Raw genomic sequence first — 18282 nt, 5'->3', positions numbered from 1 at the left:
GCCTGCCGCGGCATGTCCGACGAGACCTCGGGCCAGGGCGCGCGAGGCGGAACCCGTGACCACGATCATGGTGAGCCGGATGGCTACGCTGGGACTTGAGGTCGCCGCGATTCGGCAACCCCGGCGGGTTCACCCCCCGCGTGCAAGGCGGGCTCTCATGGCCCGGCAAGACGCCGTCGGCGATCGCGCGGACGCGGCAGCCGGCCGGAGCGATCGGCAAGGAGGCCGGCATGTCGTACCCGAAGGAGCTCTTCCACGGAGACAATGGCGAGGTCAGCGGCGGATTGCGGCGGGGCGGCTCCGCGCCGGACCTGGTGATCGGCGGACGTACGGACGTGCATTACCTGGCCACCGGCCAGACCACCGGCGGGCAGTACGGGCTCTATCGCTGGGACATGGGAGCCGAGCCCGGCGGCCCTGGCGCGCACTTCCACAAGACGATGTCGGAGTCGTTCTTCGTCCTGTCCGGCACGGTCGGGCTCTACGACGGCGAACGCTGGGTGAACGCCGCGCCAGGCGACTTCCTTTTCATCCCGCCGGGCGGGATCCACGCGTTCGGCAACCCCGAAGGGCCCGCTTCGATGCTGATCCTGTTCGCCCCCGGGGCCCCGCGCGAGACCTACTTCGAGGAACTGGCGGAGATCGCGGCGACCGGACGGCAGCTCGGCGAGCAGGAGTGGACCGAGCTCTACCGCCGCCACGACCAGTACATGGTCTGAGCGGACGCGGGTCCGTGGGGACCGGTGAGTCGGGGTCGGCTCCGCGGTAGGTGCGGGACGGCGCGAACCCTCCGGTCGGCCCGGGCCTCTCCGGCGCCGGCGGATCGGGACGGCCGGTCGCCGCCCGTTCACCCGAAGGTCGTCGACACCGACCTCGGAGACCGGAGAAGGCCCTGCGTCCGACCGCGAAAGCGCCGCCGTGTACGGCTTCGGGGCGGCGGACGCCGACCCGTGAGGTTGAGTCGGCCCGCCCCGAAGACCTCGTCCCGTCCAGGTCAGGTCATGTGCAGGCCGCCGTTGACGTCGATGTGGGCCCCGGTCACGAACCCGGCCCCTGTCGAGGCGAGCATGACCACGACGGCGGCCACGTCTTCGGGCGTCCCGTTGCGGCGCATCGGGGTGCGGGCCGCGGTGGCGCGTTTGGTCTCCTCGTCGATGGCCGCGGTCATCGGTGTCTCGATGATGCCCGGGCACACGCAGTTGACGGTGATGCCGTGGGGGCCGGCGGCGCCCGCGAGGGAGCGGGTCAGGCCGAGGACGCCGGCTTTGGCGGCGACGTAGGCGGGCCCGGCCGCCAGGCCGCCGGTCTGGGCGGCGATGGAGCTGAAGGTCACGATGCGCCCGTACCCTCCGCGTGCCATGGTCTTCATGGCGGCCCGCGCGCACAGGTAGGTGCCGCGCAGGTTCACGCCGTGGACGCGGTCCCAGACGACGTCGTCCACGTCGTCGACGCCGCCGGTCTCGTAGACTCCGGCGCAGGCGACGAGCACGTCGAGTCTGCCGAAGTTCTCCTCCGCGGCCTGGACGAGCCGCTGCGCGCCGCCGGGGGTGGACAGGTCGGCCCCGACCGCGACCCACGTCCCGGGGGTGTGGCCGGCGGGGGCGGTCACGGTCTCCTCGCGGAGGTCCGCGGCGACGATGCGGCAGCCTTCGGCGGCCAGGGCCCGTGCCGTCGCGGCGCCGATGCCGCTGGCCGCGCCGGTGACCACGGCGACCCTGCCGTCAAGTCCGGTGTTCATTTGTGTCCCTGTTCGAAGAGCTCGCGGTGGTTGGCGAGCCGCATCCGGCTGCGCTCGATGTGCATGCGGATGAGGTCCTCGCCGACACGGGTGTTCCCGGTACGCAGGGCGTCCAGGATCAGGCGGTGTTCGACGTGCGCCGTGGCGAAGTCCTCGTCGCTGAAGGTGGCGAGCAGTATGCGCCGGTAGCGCTGCGTGGTGTTCCAGAAGTCGACGATCATCCGGAGCAGCCGTGGGGTCGAGACACCGGCGTAGCAGGCGAGATGGAAGCGGCGGTCGGCGTCGAGCCACGCCTTCGGGTCGCCGGTGGAGGCCTCCACCTCGGCGGCCAGCCGGGCGGCCTCGGCCCGCTGCTCCTCGGTCAGGCGCCCGATGCTCTCGGCGAGGGCGAGCGGCTCCAGCCGCTCGCGGATCTTGTAGATCTCCGCGTACTCGTCGAAGTCCAGGACGGCGACCCGCGCGCCGCTGTTCGCGCGGATCGTGACCAGGCCTTCGCTTTCGAGGTGGCGGAGCGCCTCGCGCACGGGGATACGGCTCACGCCCAGTTCGCGTGCCATGGCCTCCTGGCGGATGGCGGCTCCCGGCTCAAGCACGCCGTCGAAGATGGCCTCGCGCAGCTGGCGGGCCACAACCTGGGTCATGCTCGCGTCTTGGTCCACAATCACCTCAGTAATCGTCGGCGTTCGTCAGCCGAGCGGACAGGCGGTCGCGCATGAGGATCGTCTCGGACAGTGTGTCGCACTCGTTGCACTGCGCCTGGTTGATCCAGAGATACTCGGTCGCCAGGTGCCCGTCGTAGCCCGCCTCGCGCAGGACGTCGACCATACGCTCGAAGTCGATCTCATTATCGGCCATCCCCACCTGAAGCCGCCCGAGCTTCGCCCCGCGGGCATGCACGTGCCGCACCCGGCCGAGCGCCGGGTCCAGGTCATCCTGGGCGTAGCCCTGCATCGCGAAGTGGCTGTGGTCGAGCGTCACCTCGAGCCCGGGGGTGAGCTCAAGCAGCCGCAGCGTGTCGGCCGGGGTGCCGGACACCGAGCCGATGTGCGGCTCCACCGAGACCCGTACGCCCGCCTGCCCGGCGATCTCCACCCGGGCGGCCAGCTCCTCGGCCGCGCGCTCCAGCGACCGCTCGTGCGGTTCGCCCTCGAAGTCGAGTCCGGGGATGAGGGTGATCCCGCCGGCCCGGAGCCGTACGGCGAAGCCGAGCATCTCCTCGAACAGCTCACGCCCGCGTGCGCGCTGCCCGGCGTCCGGGTTGTTCACGGCCATGACGGCGTAGTCCGGGTCGGGGATCAGGAACAGGTCGGCGATCTCCAGCCCGCGCCCGTGGATCCGCTCGTCGAGCCGGGCCGCCCAGCCGGCCACGTCGGTGCGCACCTCCTCGGGGCGGATGTGGGAGTGCCCGCCCCAGAGCGCGATGTTGATCGCGTCGAAGCCGAGCGTCCGTACCAGCTCGCAGACGTGCTCGTGGGGGAGGAGCGGGAAGCTGTGGTCGCAGCAGGAGAGTTTCACATGTCCTCATCTCGTGGTGGCGGCGGGCACGCGCACCCGCGTGGAGAGCACCGACCCGTGCCGCCCGGCGGCGGGGTCGACCGCGCCGAGCGGGGGCCCGGCGCAGAGGTAGAGGGTGCGGCCGTCCTCGCCGCCGAGTGTGACTGCAAAAGCCGTCATATCACCCAAATCCACACTATCGACAATCTTTCCCCCCGGGAGAACCCGGTGAGCGCCCGCCCCTGTCGCGTCGGCCACCCAGAGCGCCCCCTCGGCGTCGAGGCAGACGCCGTCCGGCGCGAGCGCTCCCGCGGCGAGGATCTCGGTCAGGTCGTGTGCCGGCGCGTCACGGAAACGCGCCCATACCCGGCGGTTGCCCAGAGCGCCGTCCGGGGCCACGTCGAACTCGCTGATGCGGTAGCCGAACGTTTCGGCGACCAGCAGGGTGCCCTGCGGCGTACGGGCCAGGCCGTTGGGGAAGACGAGGTCGTCCGCGGCGACGGTGACGGCGCCGTCCGGGTCCACCCGGAGCAGGCACGTCGGCCGGACCGGGTCGGTCGCGAGGTCCGAGCCGAAGTTGCCGACGTAGGCGCGGCCGGCGCCGTCGACGTGCATGTCGTTGCAGTCGGCGGGGGCGTGCCCGCCGAGGTCGGCGACCTCGGTGAGCGTCCCGTCGCGCAGACGCAGCAGCCGCCGGTCGGTCATCGAGACCACCAGCAGATCGCCGTCCGGCGCGAACCCGAGCCCGGAGGGCCTGCCGGGGACCTCGCACACGACGGTTCGCGCGCCGTCCGGGGTGAACGCGAGCACCTGGTGCGCGTAGAAGTCCGACACGTACAGGCGCCCGTCGTGCCAGCGGGGCCCTTCGGGGAAGTACAGCCCGTCCGCCAGCACATCGATCTTCGTTGATGTCATCCTGTCCTCCTCCGTCACACGCGCTTGGCCACGCCGATTTGCGCGAGCCGGCCGCCGTCGATCACGCAGGTCTCGCCGACGATCGAGGCGGCGTCGTCGCTGAGCAGGTACAGCACGAGCCGTGCGACCTCCTCCGGTTCGATCAGCCGCCCAAGAGGGTGCAGTGCGCCCACGGCCCGGAGCATCGCCTCCGGGTCGCCGGGCGACTGCTCCGCGGCGGTCGCCTCCAGCATCGGCGTGCGCATCGAACCGGGGGCGACGCCGTTGATCCGGATGCCCTCGCCGATGTGGTCGAGTGCCATGATCTTCGTGAGCGCGTCCATCGCCGCCTTGGAGGCGGCGTACGCGGCGGCGCCCGGGTTGGCCGCCTGCGCGAAGACCGAGGACACGTGGACGATCGCGCCGCCGCCCCGCGCCCGCATGGCCGGGACGACGTGCCGGGCGAGCCGGAAGCAGCTCTTGACGTTGGTGTCGAACAGCAGGTCCCAGTCGTCCTCGGCCAGCTCGGGGAGGGACCCGAAACGCAGCACGCCGGCGGTGTGGGCGAGCAGGTCCGGCCCCCCGAACCCCTCGGCGAGCCGCGCGACGCAGTCCCGTACATCGTCGTCGACGCGCAGGTCGCCGACGAGCGCGAGGGCACGGCCGCCCTCACGCTCGATCGCGGCGACCGTCTCCTCGACCCGGTCGCGGGAACGCCCGAACACGCCTACGGCGGCCCCCTCCGCGGCGAGCGCGTGGGCGACCACGCGGCCGAGGCCGCGCGACGCGCCGGTGACCAGTGCGGTCCTGCCGGTGAAACGGCTCATCCCGCCCTCAGCTCCACCACGTGGTAGCCGCCGGCGGACAACGGCACGCGCAGGGTGAGCCGGCCGCCGGCCCGGGTGACCGGGAGGTCCGCCCCGGTCGCGAGGTCGCGTCCCGCACAGTCCGGGGGCAGCAGGTCCTCCGGCCCGTCGAAGACGGCGTCCACCGCGTCGCCCTCGTTGACCACGAACAGCAGCGCCGCGTCACCCGCCGGCCCGAACCGCCACTGCACCACCTCGCCGTTCCCGCGGTCGCAGGTCAGCGGAGGAAGCGCGTCCGCACCGCCGATCAACGCCGTGAGGAAGGCCTCGAAACCCTCGTGGCGCTCCTGCCAGTAGGCGAGCCCCGGATAGGTGCCGACCGAGACGACGTGCCCCGACCCGAGAGTCCTCCGTACGACCATCGCCCCGGAGGCGTCGCCCGCGAGCACCTCCGCGCCGTCGGCGCGCTGCGGGACCAGCCAGGTGGCCGCGGGCAGTTCCCCCCGCACCCCGTCGATCTCGTACGGCAGGGGCCGCCCGGTGAGCTTCCGCCTGCCCGCCCCCTCGATGCCGAGCGCCGCGGCGAAGGGGCGCTCGCCCTGATAGCGGTAGAGCCCGGAGGCGTCGAAGGCGTCGAGCTCGGCCTCGACCAGCAGCGTTCCGCCGCCGCGCACCCAGTCGGCGACCCGGGCGCCGAACGCCGGGTCGACGAGCAGCGGCCACGGCAGCACCAGGAACCGGTAGGCCGACAGGTCGGTCGCGTGCTCCGGGTCCACCACGTCGTAGGGGATCTGCAGCCGTTCCAGCGCCCGCAGGTACCCCTGCACGCTGTGCCCGGCCTGGAACGGGTCGCTCGCGCTCGCGGTGAGCCCGGCGCCGAGGGTGGACGCCCAGTCCAGGTGGTAGGTACCGGGTTCGAGCACGATGCCGACGGCCGCTTGGGCGGGCCGGTAGGCGTCGAGCAGGTCGCCGTGCGCGGCGAACAGGTCGGCCGTGCGCCGGAGCTCGGCGAGCCGCTCGTCGCGGTGGCCGTCCTCGCCGACGATGCCGAACCCGGCCGACTCGCGGCCGAAGACCTCGTCCCGCCAGCACCAGAAGCTGATGCCCTTCGCCCCGCGGGCGACGCCGTTCCAGACCCAGCGGGCCTGCGTGCGGCCCGGCACGGGGTTCATGGCCTGCAGGCCGTGCCCGGCGGCACCGCCCTGCAACTCCGAGATCCACAGCTGCTTGCCGCCCACGGCACTCCGGGTGGCCTCCAGGCGGGCCGCGAAGTCGATTGGCGCGGTGTGGATCCACGCCGGGAAGTAGGAGGAGCCGAAGCCGTCGACCTGGTCGGCGAGGTGGAAGTCGTTGCCCCGGGCGAGCGCGGGCTCGTATTCGAAGAACTCGCCCGTGCAGTAGGCCGAGGGGAACGCGGTGTGCGCGACGACGGGACGCGCGGGGTCGCCGGCGCGTACGGCGTCGCGGCGGAAGACGAGGTCCTCGGCGGCGCGGTCGGTGAGGAACGCGCCGAAGGCCATGGTGTCGCTGTAGGTGCGGGTGGGCAGCTTGGACGGCTGCACGTCCTGCCAGGTGCGGTAGCGCCGGTGCCACGCGGCGTTGAGCCCGTCCAGGCCGCCGTGCCGTTTGTCCAGCCATTCCCTGAACCGCGCGACGGTGTGCTCGCAGTGGCAGACGTAGCCGTCGGACTGGGTGAGCCAGCGGATCTCGTTCCAGCAGTCCCAGAGCAGGATGTGCCCGGTGTCCGCGTAGCGTTCCGCGGTGGTGGTGAGGAACCGGCCCGCGAGCTCCCGCACCCGCGGATGGTCGGTGCAGCCGCCGGGCATGATGCCGAACTGGGCGTAGGCGAGTGGCGAGGAGACGACGGCCCGGCCGAGATGGTCGACCATGTGCCCGTCGGGCACCTCGCGGTGGATCCAGACGGGCTGCAGCTCCGACCAGGTGTTGACGATCACCTGGAGTCCCGCCCGGCCCGCGTCCTCGATCAACGCGTCGAAGTCGGTGAAGTCGAACGTCCCCGGCTCCGGCTCCAGCCACGCCCAGGAGGCGGTGAGCACGATGGCGTCGAAGCCGGTCTCCTTGATCCGCGCGAGGTCCTCGTGCCAGCGGTGCGTCTCGGGGAAGGGCGGCCGGTAGTACTGCGTGCAGAGCTTCACGACGCGCCTCCCCGTTTGGCGCGCCCGCCGACGAGCAGCGCCCCCGCGTCCACGGGCAGGGCGGTCCCGGTGATGTATCGCGCGTCGTCGGAGGCGAGGAACGCGACGGCGGCGCTGACGTCCTCCGGCTCGACCCACGGCACCGGCAGCCCGTTCACCGGGCGGTAGAACTCGCGCAGCTCCTCCTCGCTCATCCCGTCCGGTGAGAGTTCCGCCAGCATCGGGGTCCACACGGTGGTGGGGTGCACCGAGTTGATCCTGATCATGTGCTCGGCGTACTCGATGGCGAGGGCGCGCATCAGGCCGAGCACACCCGTCTTGGTGGCCGAGTAGGCGGCGGTCCCCGGGGTCGACTTGTAGGCCTGCGTCGAGCCGGTGATGATCATCGACCCTCCTCTGCCGCCCTCGATGAGGTACGGCAGGGTGGCCCGGCAGGTGTTCCAGACCCCGGTGAGGTTCACCTCCAGCGCGAGCCGCCAGACGTCCTCGGCCTCGGGGGACAGGCTCGGCGCGACCTGGGCGACGCCGGCGTTGGCCACCACCACGTCGAGCCGGCCGAACTCGGCGACCCCGTCGGCCACGGCCGCGCGCAGCCCTTCCGCCTCGCGCACGTCGGCCGCGCGGGCCACCAGGCGCCTGCCGCAGGACTCGACCTCGGCGCTCAGGTCGGGCACGTCGAGGTCGGTCGCGATGATGTCGGCGCCCTCCTGCGCCAGCCGTACGGCGTGCGCCTTGCCCTGGCCGCGTGCGGCCCCGGTGACCAGGGCCACGCGCCCGGCGAGCCTGCCCCCGGTCACGAGGTCCTCCGCTCGGTGACCGGGAGGTAGTACCAGCCGATGCTCTGGGAGCGGTCGATGGCCGGGGTGAACGGCATCGCCGGCGTGGCCACGACCTCCGACAGGCGGCGCTGCGTCTCCCTGACGTCGGTGCTGTCGGTCTCGTAGAGCGCGAGATAGGGCCGCAGGGGATCCCCGTCTCCGGCGGGCACGTGCCGGAAGCGCTGCGCGGACCGGTAGTCGGTCAGTTTCAGCACGTCGGACAGGTGCCGGTGGGTGTACCACTCGTCGAATTCGCTCTCCTGCCCGGCGACGGGGGCGGTGAGGACGACGAACAGGTGAGGGTTGGCGACGGGCCGGTCGTCGCCGTCGGTACGGCGTTCGGCGATCTCCTCGTAAGTCCAGGAGACCGTCTGAGCCGGGTCGACCGCAGAGTTCACGGGCAGCGCAGCCAGCCGGGCGTGCACGCCGGGGATGTCGGCGGTGTCCAGCTCGTAGACGGCGAGGTCGGCGCGGAGCGGGGTGTCGCCGTCGCGCTGGGGGACGAAACGGAACCGCTGGGCCGAGACGACGCCGTCGACCTTGAGGACCTCGTCCAGGTGAGGTCCGGTGAACCAGTCGTCGTACTCCTCCCGCGCGCCCTCGGCGGGGGCGGTGAGGGTGAGGTGCACACCTCGGGTGGTCATCGGGTCTCCTAACCTTTGATCGCGCCGGCGACGACGCCGCCGATGAACTGCCTGGTCATGAGGATGTATACGGCGAGTACCGGAATGGCCGACATGGTGACCCCGGCGAAGACCAGGCCGTAGTTGGTGGTGTTCTCGCCGTAGAAGTTGAGGATGGCCAGCGGGACGGTCTGCAGGCTTTCGTGGTTGGCGAAGACCAGGGGGACGAAGAAGTCGTTCCAGGTCCAGACGCTGTTCAGCAAGATGACCGTGAAGATCGGCACCCGGGCCAGCGGGAGCGCGATGAGCGCGAACTGCCGCCACGCGCCCGCCCCGTCGATCGCCGCCGCCTCCAGGAGCTGGGGCGGGAGGGTGCGGAAGAACCCGGTGAGCAGCAGGACGGCCAGCGGCAGGCCGTACACGGCGTAGAGGATGATCACCGGCCACGGGGTGCCGATCAGACCCAGCCAGCGCATCTCGACGAAGGCGGCGATGACGATCAGCTGGGTGGGCAGCACCAGCCCGGCCACGAACAGCGTCTGGAGCAGGTTCGCGCCGCGGGTCATGCGGGCGATGGCGTAGGCCGCCAGGCAGGCGCACGCCGTACTGAGCAGGACGGAGGTCGCCGTGATCAGCACGCTGTTGCGGAAGGCCGTGGTGAGATCGGCCTCGTCCCACGCCTCGACGAAGTTGTCCAGCCCCCACGACTGGGGCGGGGAGAACGGCGAGGAGAAGAACTCGGGGACCGTCTTGAACGCGCCGAGCACCAGGAAGTAGCAGGGCACGAGGACGACCGCGCAGGCGAGGACGAGGAGCGCCTGGCCGGGCAGGGAGCGCGGCGCGGGGAGGCGCCGGCGCGGCGGTACCCGGGCGGTGGGGTCACCGGGCATTGCGCTCCCTCCTTCCGAAGTAGCTGAGCAGGCCGAACGCCAGGATGCCGAGGGTGATCGACAGCAGCACCCCCTGGGCCATCGCGTAGCTCATGCTGGTGGTCGTGGAGGAGGCCGCGGAGCTGGTGGCGAAGGCGTTGCTGTAGATGTCGACCCCCATCAGCAGGGTCGCGCCGTCCGGTGCCCCGATCGGGCCGGTGATCACGTACGCGATCTCGAAGGCCCGGAAGGCGACGATGACGAGCAGCACGTTGACGGTGCTGAAGGACGGGGCGAGGGCCGGCACCGTCACGTGCCGGAAGACCTGCCAGGCCCCGGCGCCGTCGCTGACGGCGGCCTCGCGCAGCTCCTTCGGCACGTTCTGCAGGCCGGCCAGGTAGATGACCGTGCTCAGGGCGTTCCACTGCCAGGCGAACGCGGCGATGACACACCACAGCGCGAACTGCGGGTCGCCGAGCCACACCTGGGTGAGCGACCCCAGGCCGACGGCCTCCAGCATCGGGTTGAGGATCCCGATGCTGGGGCTCAGCATGAGCTGCCAGATGAACCCGATCGCGATGGTCGACAGCACGTAGGGGAGGAAGATGATCGCGCGGTAGACGTCGCGGAGCGCGTACCTGCGGTCGAGCAGGTGGGCCAGCCCGAGCGAGACGGTGTTGGTGAAGAGGAACAGCGCGACGAACAGCCACACGTTGTGCAGCGCCGCCTCCAGGAACGCCGTGTCCCGCAGCGCGGCCGCGAAGTTGTCCAGCCCCAGGAAGTCGCGGATCGGTCCGGCGCCGCTCCAGTCGAACAGCGACAGCGGGAGGGATGCGACCATCGGCAGGATGAGGAAGCCGAGGTAGAGGAAGAGCGCCGGGGCAAGGAACCAGGCGAAGGCGCTTTTTTGCCGGATCAAGATGGTTACTCCGGTTTGATGGTGTCCTGGAGCAGTTGCGCGAACTGCCGCGGCGACAGCCGCCCGCTGAAGATGCCGGCTCCGTCCTTGTAGGCGGCGGTCGAGGTGCCGCCCGTGGTGGGGAAGTCCGTCCAGGCGGGGGTCGCGGCCACCTGCAGGATGCTGCGCATCATCGTGCTGCGCGGGTCGTCCCCCTCCGGGGTGACGTCCTTGCGCGAGGGCAGCCCCAGATTGGCGAGGACCACCTTCTGGGCCTCGACGCCCGTCAGCCAGGAGGCGAAGGCCACGGCGTCGTCTTTGCGCGCGGCCTTCTTGTTGACGACGTAGGCCATGGAGAGGCCGCTGAGGGCGGCGGGGTCGCCGCCCTTGGGGGTGGGAAAGCCCATGAAGCCGACGTTGAGCTGCGGATTGATCTCCAGATACCCGGAGTAGTCGCTGGATCCGCCGATCACCATCGCTGTCTTGCCCTGGGCGAACAGCGCCTTGCCCTCGGCGTAGGCGACCGCCTCGTAGCCCTTGTTGAAGTACTTGGACATGTCGACCATGAGCTGTGCGGCGGGGAGGAGATCGGCGTCGGTGAGCTTGCGCTTCCCGGTCGCCAGTTCCTCGTATCCCCCGGCACCCATGATCGAGTTGACCGCGAGGTGGTAGAAGAAGTACGGCATGATCATGTCCTGGGCCGGCATCGACCAGGCGGCCACGCCCTTCTCCGTCAGCGTCTTGCTGACCGAGAGCAGCTCGTCCCAGGTGGTCGGCGGCCGCACGCCGTGCTTCTCGAAGACCGGCTTCTGGTAGTAGACGCCGATCTTGAAGATCTGGACCGGGGCGCCGTAGACCTCCCCCTTGTACTGCACGGCCTTGGCCACCGAGGGGTGCAGGTCATCCAGCGGGATCTTCCCGGTCAGCGGCAGGATGTAGTCGTTGTCGGCGCCGGTGTCCCCCCAGATCCCGGCGGCGCCGTTGGTGGCGAAGGTGTCCGGGGCGGCCCCGCCGACCAGGGCGGTCTTCAGCATCGTCTGGTACTGCGCCAGCGGCTTGTAGCCCATGTCCACCTCGATGCCGGGGTGGGCCTTGGCGAACTCCGCCACCAGCGCGTCGATGGCCTTGCGGTACTCGGGCCGGTAGATCCAGGCGGTGGTCTTGCGCACCTCGGCGCCCGATGTTCCTCCGCCGCCACAGGCCGTAAGCCCGCCCGTCATCCCCAGCGCCAGCAGTCCGCCGGCACCCTGCAGGAAGCGGCGGCGCGACAGTGCGTTCACGGTGTACTCCTTCATTCCGCGGAAGCGGATCGTGCGAATCCGACGTTGCCGTTCAGCAGCAGCCCGCCGTCGACAAGCAGTTCGTGGCCGGTGATGTAGGCGGCCTCGTCGGAGGCGAGGAACACCGCGCTCCCCGCGACGTCCGCCGGCTGGGCGATCCGGCCCAGCGCGATGCGGTTCTCGTACAGGCCGCGAACCTCCGGCGTGTAGGCGCCGGCGGTGAGGCCGGTGCGGGTCGCCCCCGGCGCGATCGCGTTGACGGTCACACCGGTCGGGCCCAGCTCCAGGGCGAGTGACATGGTGAGGCCGACGACCGCGGCCTTCCCGGTGACGTACGCGGTCAGCTCGCTGACCGGCTGCTGCCTGGTCACCGAGGACACGTTGATGATGCGGCCGTGGCCCTGGGCCGTCATCCGCCGCGCGGCGGCCTGGCAGCCGTGGAAGTAGCCGTGCAGGTTGGTGCCGAGCAGCCCGTGCCACTCCTGCTCACTCATGTCGAGGAAGGGCCGGACGAGCAGCCGCCCGGCGTTGTTGACCCAGATGTCGACGCCCTGCCAGGCGTCGTCGATCGCCTGGGCGAACGCCTCGACGTCACGGGCGTCCGCGGTGTCGCCGGGGAACGGGATCGAGCGGCGGCCGGTCGCGCGGATCACCCCGGCGGTGGCCTCCGCGCCACCGGAGTCGATGTCGAGTACGGCGACGTCGGCTCCGGCACGGGCGAGGGCCAGGGCGATCTCCCGGCCGATCCCGCCGGCGGCTCCGGTGACGGCGGCACGCCTTCCGGTCAGGTCGAACATGTGGTCTCCTCCTGCGGGGTTAAGAGGCGCCCGGTCAAAGGCGTGGATCAATCACGATCTTGAGTCCGCGTCCGGCGCGCAGATCCGCGAACACGTCCTGCCAGGCGGAGAGCGGTGCGACGCCGGTGAGCAGGGACTCAAGGTCGACGGACTCGGAGGCGATCAGCCTCATGGCGTGCCGCCAGGAGGCGGGGGTGGAGGCGAATCCCGAGGTGATGACGAGTTCGCCGTAGACGAGGTGGTTCAGCGGCACCGTGACGGCGCCGCCGAACACGCCGACCTGCACGAAGCGGCCGCCGCGCCGTACGGTGCGCAGGCACAGGGCCGCGCCGCCCGCGCTGCCGGAGCACTCCACGACGACGTCGGCCGTCCCTTCCTCGGGCATGCCGTCGGTGACCGCGAATCCGAGCCGCTCGGCCACCGCCAGCCGCTCGGAGTCCTGCGGCAACCCGCACACCAGGACGGAGCCCCCCTGGGCGCGGGCGACCTGGGCGGCCAGCAGGCCGACGGCGCCGGGCCCGGTGACGACCACGCGGTCGCCCGGCTGGACGACCGGCGGGTCGAGCAGGCAGTTGCACACGCAGGCCAGCGGCTCGGCGAGGGCGGCGGCGTGGGTGCCGACCTTCTCGGGAACCGCGTGCAGGTTCCTTTCCGGCAGCACGAGGAGGGGGGCGAAGCCGCCGTCGGCGTGCGAGCCGATGGACCGGCGGGCGGCACACAGGTTCGGCCGTCCGTCCCGGCATCGGTCGCATATGCCGCAGGTCGAGTAGTAGGTCTCGGTGACGACGCGCCGCCCGCGCCATGCGGGGTCCGCGCCGGGCCCGATGTCCACGACGAGCCCGGTGACCTCGTGCCCCATCGTGACCGGCGGTTCGGCCGGGTACTCGCCCGCCTGGATGTGCAGGTCGGTCCCGCACACTCCGGTGCCGTGCACCTCGACGAGGACCTGTCCCGGGCCGGGGGAGGGGGTCGGGCGCTCGACGAGCCCGACCTGCCCCGGGCCGACGTCCAGTTTGGCCAGTGCCCTCATGGGTTCCCCTCTCTGCCGGGCGGGCTTTTTGGATCCGATCCACTCGAATCGCGTCAAACATATGCCTAGAAATCCGGAATTATCAATGCTTGACGGGAAAGATGGGATCCAATACGGTCTCGTGGCATCTCATGACCTTCGATGGGAGATCGATGTCTGCGATCAAGGAATCCCTCGTGCCGCCGGACGAGGGAACCAGGCTGAACCTCTACCGGAGCCTGGTTGAACTGCGATATTTCGAGAAACGGGTGTACGACCTGTTCCTGAAGAACCTGGTCGGCGGGACGACGCACCTCTCGCTCGGCCAGGAGGCGATCGCGGCGGGCTTCGGCGCCGCGCTCCGCGAGGGCGACTACACGCTCGCGACCTACCGGGGGCACGCCCACACGCTGGCCCGAGGCGTGCCGATGGCACCGATCCTGGCCGAGCTCATGGGCCGCGGCACCGGGCTGATGTCCGGCAAAGGCGGCTCGATGCACCTCACGAGCGTCGAGCACCACGTGATGGGCTCCTACGCCATCATCGGCGCCCACCTGCCGATCGCCTGCGGCACGGCGTGGAGCGCCCAGTACCGCGGCAGCGACCAGGTGACCGTCTGCTTCTTCGGCGACGGCACCACCAACATCGGCGCCTTCCATGAGGCGCTCAACTTCGCCGCCGTATGGAAACTGCCGGTGGTCTTCGTGTGCGAGAACAACCTCTACATGGAGTACACCCCGATCGGCGACGTCACGGCGGTCCCCCGCCCGGCCGCCGACCGGGCGGGCGCCTACGGATTGGATCCCGTGACCGTCGACGGCAACGACCCGGACGCGGTCTACGTGGTGGCCCGCGAGGCCGTCGGGCGGGCCCGCCGCGGCGAGGGCCCAAGCCTGATCGAGGCGCTCACCTATCGCCACGGCGGCCACTCGCGGGCGGACCCCGCCAAGTACCGGCCGGAGGAGGAGGTCAAGGCATGGCTGGCCCGTGACCCGATCCCGATCTACCGGCAGCGGCTGATCGCGGACGGCGTCGCCGCCTCGGTGCTGGACGAGATCGACAGGTGGGCCCTCGACGCGGTCGACGAGGCCACCGAGGAGGCCAAGGCGGCGCCGCCGCCCGGCGCCGACCTGCTGCTGAAAGACGTGTGGGCGGATGGGAGCGCGACGTGGCGAAACTGACCTACAGACATGCCGTGGCCAGGGGCATCGCCCAGGAGATGCGCCGCGACGACTCCGTGGTGTTCCTCGGGGAGGACGTGGCCGCCGCGGGCGGGGTGTTCAAGACCACGGGGGGCCTGCTGGAGGAGTTCGGCGGCCGGCGCGTACGTGACACGCCGATCTCCGAGCAGGCCATCCTCGGCGCCGCCATGGGCGCGGCGATGACCGGGCTGCGCCCCATCGCCGAGATCATGTTCGCCGACTTCTTCGCCGTGTGCTGGGACATCGTCGCCAACGAGATCGCCAAGATGCGCTACATGACCGGCGGTCAAATCACCCTCCCGCTGGTGATCCGCGCCGCCAACGGCGGCGGGCTGCGCTTCGGCGCCCAGCACTCGCAGGCCATCGAGAACTGGGCGATGGCCATCCCGGGGCTCAAGGTTGTCGCGCCCTCGACGCCGCGCGACGTCGTGGGGCTGCTGGCCGCCTCCATCCGCGACCCGGACCCGGTGATCTTCCTGGAGGCCAAGTCGCTCTACGCGGTGTCGGAGGACGTAGAGGACGGCGAGATCGTCGACACGCTGGGGACGGCCCGCGCCGTGCGGGACGGCGGCGACGCCACCATCGTGGCCCTCGGCCCGATGGTGCCCAAGGCGTGCGCCGCCGCAGACGAACTGGCGGAGGAGGGCATCCGCTGCGAGGTGCTCGACCTGCGATCCCTGGTCCCGCTGGACACCCGCTCCGTGCTGGAGTCGGTGGCCCGAACCGGGCGGCTGTTCACGGTCGAGGAGAACCCCCGGCTGTGCGGATGGGGAGCCGAGGTCTCCTCCATCGTCTCCGAGGAGATCTTCGGCGACCTCACCGGGCCGATCGTGCGCATCACCACGCCGCACATCCCCCTCCCGTCGGCCCACGCGCTGGAGGAGCTGGCGCTGCCCTCGGCGGCCCGCATCGCCGAGACGGTCCGCAAGGCGCTGGCCTCGTGACCGGTTTCACGGGCAAGGTCGCCGTCGTCACCGGTGCCGCCCGCGGCATCGGGGCGGCGGTCGCGCGGGCACTCGCCGCCGACGGCGCGGCGGTCGGCCTGGTGGACATCGCCTCCGAGGGCCTCGAACGGACCGCCGACGCGATCGCCGGGCAGGGCGGGCGTGCCGCCGTGGTCCGCGCCGACGTCACCTCGGAACCGGAGGTCGCCGCGGCGTTCGAGCACCTCGCCGCCGATCTCGGCGGTGTCGACATGCTGGCGAGCTTCGCCGGTGTCGTCGGCTACGCCCCGGCCCCGGACTGCGACGAGCGGGAGTGGGACCGCATCATGGGGGTGAACGCGAAGGGCCCGTTCCTCTGCGTCAAGCACGCGATCCCGCACATCCGCCGCAGGGGCGGCGGGGCCGTCGTGCTGACCTCGTCGATCATGGCGTTCGCCACGGAGCAGACCGCCGCCGTCTACTCGGCGTCCAAGGCCGCGGTGGCCGCGATGACCGGCGCGATGGCGCTCGACCACGCCGGCGAGGGTATCCGGATCAACTGCATCGTCCCGGGTGTCATCCGGACCGAGCTGCTGGACGACGCGGCGGCGCTCTTCGACACCGACGACCCGAAAGCCCTGGTCGAGTCGTGGGGCCTGCGCCATCCCATCGCCCGCATCATCGAGCCCGACGAGGTGGCGCAGGTGGTGAGGTTCCTGCTCAGCGATGCGGCGAGTGCCGTCACGGGGAGCTGCTACCGCGTCGACGGCGGCCTGCTCAGCCGGCTGGGGTAAGCCCCCGCCGTCGATCCCGCCGCTCCTTGGACGAAGATGGAAGGAATCAGCGTGAGCCAGACCTCTGCGAGCACATCCATGCACTTCTACGTCGCGCCGGACGGGGACGACGGCGGACCGGGCGACCGCGACCGCCCCTTCGCCACACTCGAACGGGCGCAGCGGGCCGTACGCGCGGCGACCCCCGGAATGACGGGGGACGTCGTCGTCAACCTCCGCGCGGGCACCCACGTGCTCGCCGACCCGCTCGAACTGTCCGGCGAGGCGGGCGACTCCGGCCAGGGCCCGAATCGGGTGATCTACCAGGCGTACGGGTACGGCACCCCGGAGCAGGAGACCGCGGTCGTCAGCGGCGGCCGGAGCATCGTCGGGTGGACCCGGGAGGGCTCCCTCTGGCGCGCCGAGGTGGGGGACCTCGACACCCGTCAGCTCTACGTCGACGGGCGGCGGGCTCGCAGGGCCGCCCTCGACGGCGGGCTGCCGGAGTTCACCCTGACCGACGACGGGTACACGACGGAGAGCACGGCACCGCTGTCGTGGCCCGATCCCGTCGGCATCGAGTTCGTCTACACCGGCGCCGTCCCCTGGTCGGAGCCGCGGTGCGGCGTCGCCTTCATCGAAGCGACGCCGCAGGGCACCCGCATCGTCATGGACCAGCCGTGCTTCAGCCGGATCGTCGCCCTCTTCGGCGGTGACCTGTTCAAAGGGCTGGGCACCGGCATCGTCCCGACCTCGATCGAGGGAAGCAGGTCCTTCCTCACCGAACCCGGGATGTTCCACCTCGACCGCACCGAGACGGGACGGCACGTGCTTTACTACCTCCCGCGACCGGATGAGGACATGGACACGTCGTCCGTCGTCGCACCGGTGCTGGAGACCCTGGTCGCCGGAACGGGCACCGAGGACGACCCGCTGCACGACGTGACGTTCCGCGGGCTGACCTTCTCCCACGCGACCTGGCTGCGGCCCGGCACCGCCGACGGGTTCGTGCACTACATCGGCGGGCTCCACGAGAACGGTGACGGCGCCGCCATCGCCGTCACGCTCAGCGAGCACGCCGAGAGCATGCCGGGGAACGTCGCCTTCCGGTACGCGGACCGCATCGTGCTGGAGCGGAACCGCTTCATCCACCTCGGTGCCCAGGCGCTGGAGATCGTCGGTTCGGAGAACGTCGTCCGCGGCAATGTGATCACCGATGTCTCCGGCGGCGGCATCCTCGTCGGCGACGACAGGCGGGAGACGGCCGGCGCGGTGAGCCGCGGAAACGTCGTCACCAACAACTGGATCCACGGCATCGGGGCGGAGTACCGCGGCGGAACCGGCGTCTACGCCACCCGCACCGCCGACCTGACGGTCTCCCACAACCAGATCAACAACGTGCCCTACTCCGGCATCTTCGTGGGGCAGGGGCATGAGCAGCTGGTACGGGCCGACGGCCCCCAGGACCCGGAGGCGCCCCGGAACACCGGCGCGCAAATCATCGGCAACCACGTGTTCGACTACATGCGCGAGCTGCAGGACGGGGGAGGGATCTACACGACCTTCGGGCAGGGGACGCCCGACAACGTGTCCCGGATCCACGGCAACCACGTGCACAACGAGAACAAGGTGAACTTCGGCATCTACAGCGACTGGGGATCCACCTGGCAGATCGTCGAGGACAACGTCATCTACGGGACCATCGACAACTCCACGGGGGGCTGCTCGGCGGTGGACTTCGGCCGGCAGACCGTCGGGATCCGGTTCATCGGCAACTTCTGGATCGGTGAGCCCGTCTGGTACATGGGCCCCGTCGTGGACGTCACCCTGTCCGGCAACACGCTGCTGCCGCGTGAGACGGCCGAGGAGGTCTGCCGGGCCGACCCCCGGGCCGCCGCGATCATGGACGGCGCCGGACTGCAGCCCGAGTACCGGGACCTCCTCGACGCGGTGGAGCCGTAACCCTCTCCCTCATCGCCGTGCGGCCGGGAAGGCCGGTGAC

18 protein-coding genes are annotated in these 18282 nt (G+C 71.2%); 5 read left to right on the top strand and 13 right to left on the bottom strand.

The window, feature by feature from the left end:
• Nucleotides 1-230: 230 nt before the first annotated feature.
• The gene (locus RUR_RS19490; protein WP_283136519.1) at nt 231-719 is read left to right on the top strand and encodes a cupin domain-containing protein; all 489 of its coding nucleotides are present in this window, start codon (nt 231-233) and stop codon (nt 717-719) included.
• A 275-nt stretch (nt 720-994) separates the two neighbouring features.
• Here RUR_RS19490 and RUR_RS19485 read toward each other — a convergent pair whose 3' ends face one another.
• The 13 genes from RUR_RS19485 to RUR_RS19425 are packed head-to-tail and all read right to left on the bottom strand — an operon-like array spanning nt 995 to nt 13403.
• A complete protein-coding gene (locus RUR_RS19485; RefSeq protein WP_283136518.1) occupies nt 995-1738 on the bottom strand; it encodes an SDR family NAD(P)-dependent oxidoreductase in 744 nt (247 codons plus the stop codon).
• Complete coding sequence (locus RUR_RS19480; RefSeq protein WP_283136517.1) at nt 1735-2403, bottom strand: GntR family transcriptional regulator; 669 nt, start codon at nt 2401-2403, stop codon at nt 1735-1737. The genes RUR_RS19485 and RUR_RS19480 overlap by 4 nt, the downstream gene beginning before the upstream one ends.
• Nucleotide 2404: 1 nt before the next feature.
• Complete coding sequence (locus RUR_RS19475) at nt 2405-3253, bottom strand: sugar phosphate isomerase/epimerase family protein (protein ID WP_283136516.1); 849 nt, start codon at nt 3251-3253, stop codon at nt 2405-2407.
• A gap of 6 nt (nt 3254-3259) precedes the next feature.
• The gene (locus RUR_RS19470) at nt 3260-4147 is read right to left on the bottom strand and encodes an SMP-30/gluconolactonase/LRE family protein (RefSeq protein WP_283136515.1); all 888 of its coding nucleotides are present in this window, start codon (nt 4145-4147) and stop codon (nt 3260-3262) included.
• Nucleotides 4148-4161: 14 nt separating this feature from the next.
• Complete coding sequence (locus RUR_RS19465) at nt 4162-4953, bottom strand: SDR family NAD(P)-dependent oxidoreductase (RefSeq protein ID WP_283136514.1); 792 nt, start codon at nt 4951-4953, stop codon at nt 4162-4164.
• Nucleotides 4950-7088: a beta-galactosidase gene (locus tag RUR_RS19460; RefSeq protein ID WP_283136513.1), complete on the bottom strand. Its 2139-nt coding sequence runs from the start codon at nt 7086-7088 to the stop codon at nt 4950-4952. Before RUR_RS19460 ends, RUR_RS19465 begins: the two co-directional genes overlap by 4 nt.
• Nucleotides 7085-7885 carry a mycofactocin-coupled SDR family oxidoreductase gene (locus tag RUR_RS19455; protein ID WP_283136512.1) on the bottom strand — a complete coding sequence of 267 codons (801 nt, stop codon included), beginning with the start codon at nt 7883-7885 and terminating at the stop codon, nt 7085-7087. The genes RUR_RS19460 and RUR_RS19455 overlap by 4 nt, the downstream gene beginning before the upstream one ends.
• Nucleotides 7882-8550, bottom strand: coding sequence for a hypothetical protein (locus RUR_RS19450; protein WP_283136511.1), 669 nt, complete (start codon nt 8548-8550; stop codon nt 7882-7884). Before RUR_RS19450 ends, RUR_RS19455 begins: the two co-directional genes overlap by 4 nt.
• Before the next feature lie 8 nt (nt 8551-8558).
• The gene (locus RUR_RS19445) at nt 8559-9419 is read right to left on the bottom strand and encodes a carbohydrate ABC transporter permease (RefSeq protein WP_283136510.1); all 861 of its coding nucleotides are present in this window, start codon (nt 9417-9419) and stop codon (nt 8559-8561) included.
• Nucleotides 9409-10317, bottom strand: a complete 909-nt coding sequence (locus RUR_RS19440; RefSeq protein WP_283136509.1) for a carbohydrate ABC transporter permease — start codon at nt 10315-10317, stop codon at nt 9409-9411. The genes RUR_RS19445 and RUR_RS19440 overlap by 11 nt, the downstream gene beginning before the upstream one ends.
• Before the next feature lie 5 nt (nt 10318-10322).
• Nucleotides 10323-11576 (bottom strand): ABC transporter substrate-binding protein, encoded by a 1254-nt coding sequence (locus RUR_RS19435; RefSeq protein ID WP_283136508.1) that lies wholly within the window; start codon nt 11574-11576, stop codon nt 10323-10325.
• An 11-nt stretch (nt 11577-11587) separates the two neighbouring features.
• Nucleotides 11588-12373, bottom strand: a complete 786-nt coding sequence (locus tag RUR_RS19430; RefSeq protein ID WP_283136507.1) for an SDR family NAD(P)-dependent oxidoreductase — start codon at nt 12371-12373, stop codon at nt 11588-11590.
• Nucleotides 12374-12407: 34 nt separating this feature from the next.
• Complete coding sequence (locus tag RUR_RS19425; RefSeq protein WP_283136506.1) at nt 12408-13403, bottom strand: zinc-dependent alcohol dehydrogenase; 996 nt, start codon at nt 13401-13403, stop codon at nt 12408-12410.
• Nucleotides 13404-13555: 152 nt separating this feature from the next.
• Between RUR_RS19425 and RUR_RS19420 the strand changes: the two genes are divergently transcribed.
• From RUR_RS19420 to RUR_RS19405, 4 genes are read left to right on the top strand one after another with little or no spacing between them, the layout of a single operon-like run.
• Nucleotides 13556-14563, top strand: coding sequence for a thiamine pyrophosphate-dependent dehydrogenase E1 component subunit alpha (locus tag RUR_RS19420; protein WP_283136505.1), 1008 nt, complete (start codon nt 13556-13558; stop codon nt 14561-14563).
• The gene (locus tag RUR_RS19415; protein ID WP_283136504.1) at nt 14551-15528 is read left to right on the top strand and encodes an alpha-ketoacid dehydrogenase subunit beta; all 978 of its coding nucleotides are present in this window, start codon (nt 14551-14553) and stop codon (nt 15526-15528) included. The genes RUR_RS19420 and RUR_RS19415 overlap by 13 nt, the downstream gene beginning before the upstream one ends.
• Nucleotides 15525-16301 carry an SDR family NAD(P)-dependent oxidoreductase gene (locus tag RUR_RS19410; RefSeq protein ID WP_283136503.1) on the top strand — a complete coding sequence of 259 codons (777 nt, stop codon included), beginning with the start codon at nt 15525-15527 and terminating at the stop codon, nt 16299-16301. The genes RUR_RS19415 and RUR_RS19410 overlap by 4 nt, the downstream gene beginning before the upstream one ends.
• A 51-nt stretch (nt 16302-16352) precedes the next feature.
• Nucleotides 16353-18242 carry a right-handed parallel beta-helix repeat-containing protein gene (locus tag RUR_RS19405; protein WP_283136502.1) on the top strand — a complete coding sequence of 630 codons (1890 nt, stop codon included), beginning with the start codon at nt 16353-16355 and terminating at the stop codon, nt 18240-18242.
• Nucleotides 18243-18282 lie beyond the last annotated feature (40 nt).

The sequence above is a fragment of the Rhizohabitans arisaemae genome (assembly GCF_025996515.1).
GTDB lineage: Bacteria > Actinomycetota > Actinomycetes > Streptosporangiales > Streptosporangiaceae > Rhizohabitans > Rhizohabitans arisaemae.
The sequence above is the reverse complement of the archived record's forward strand: the minus strand, read 5'-3'. Positions and strand labels throughout refer to the sequence as shown.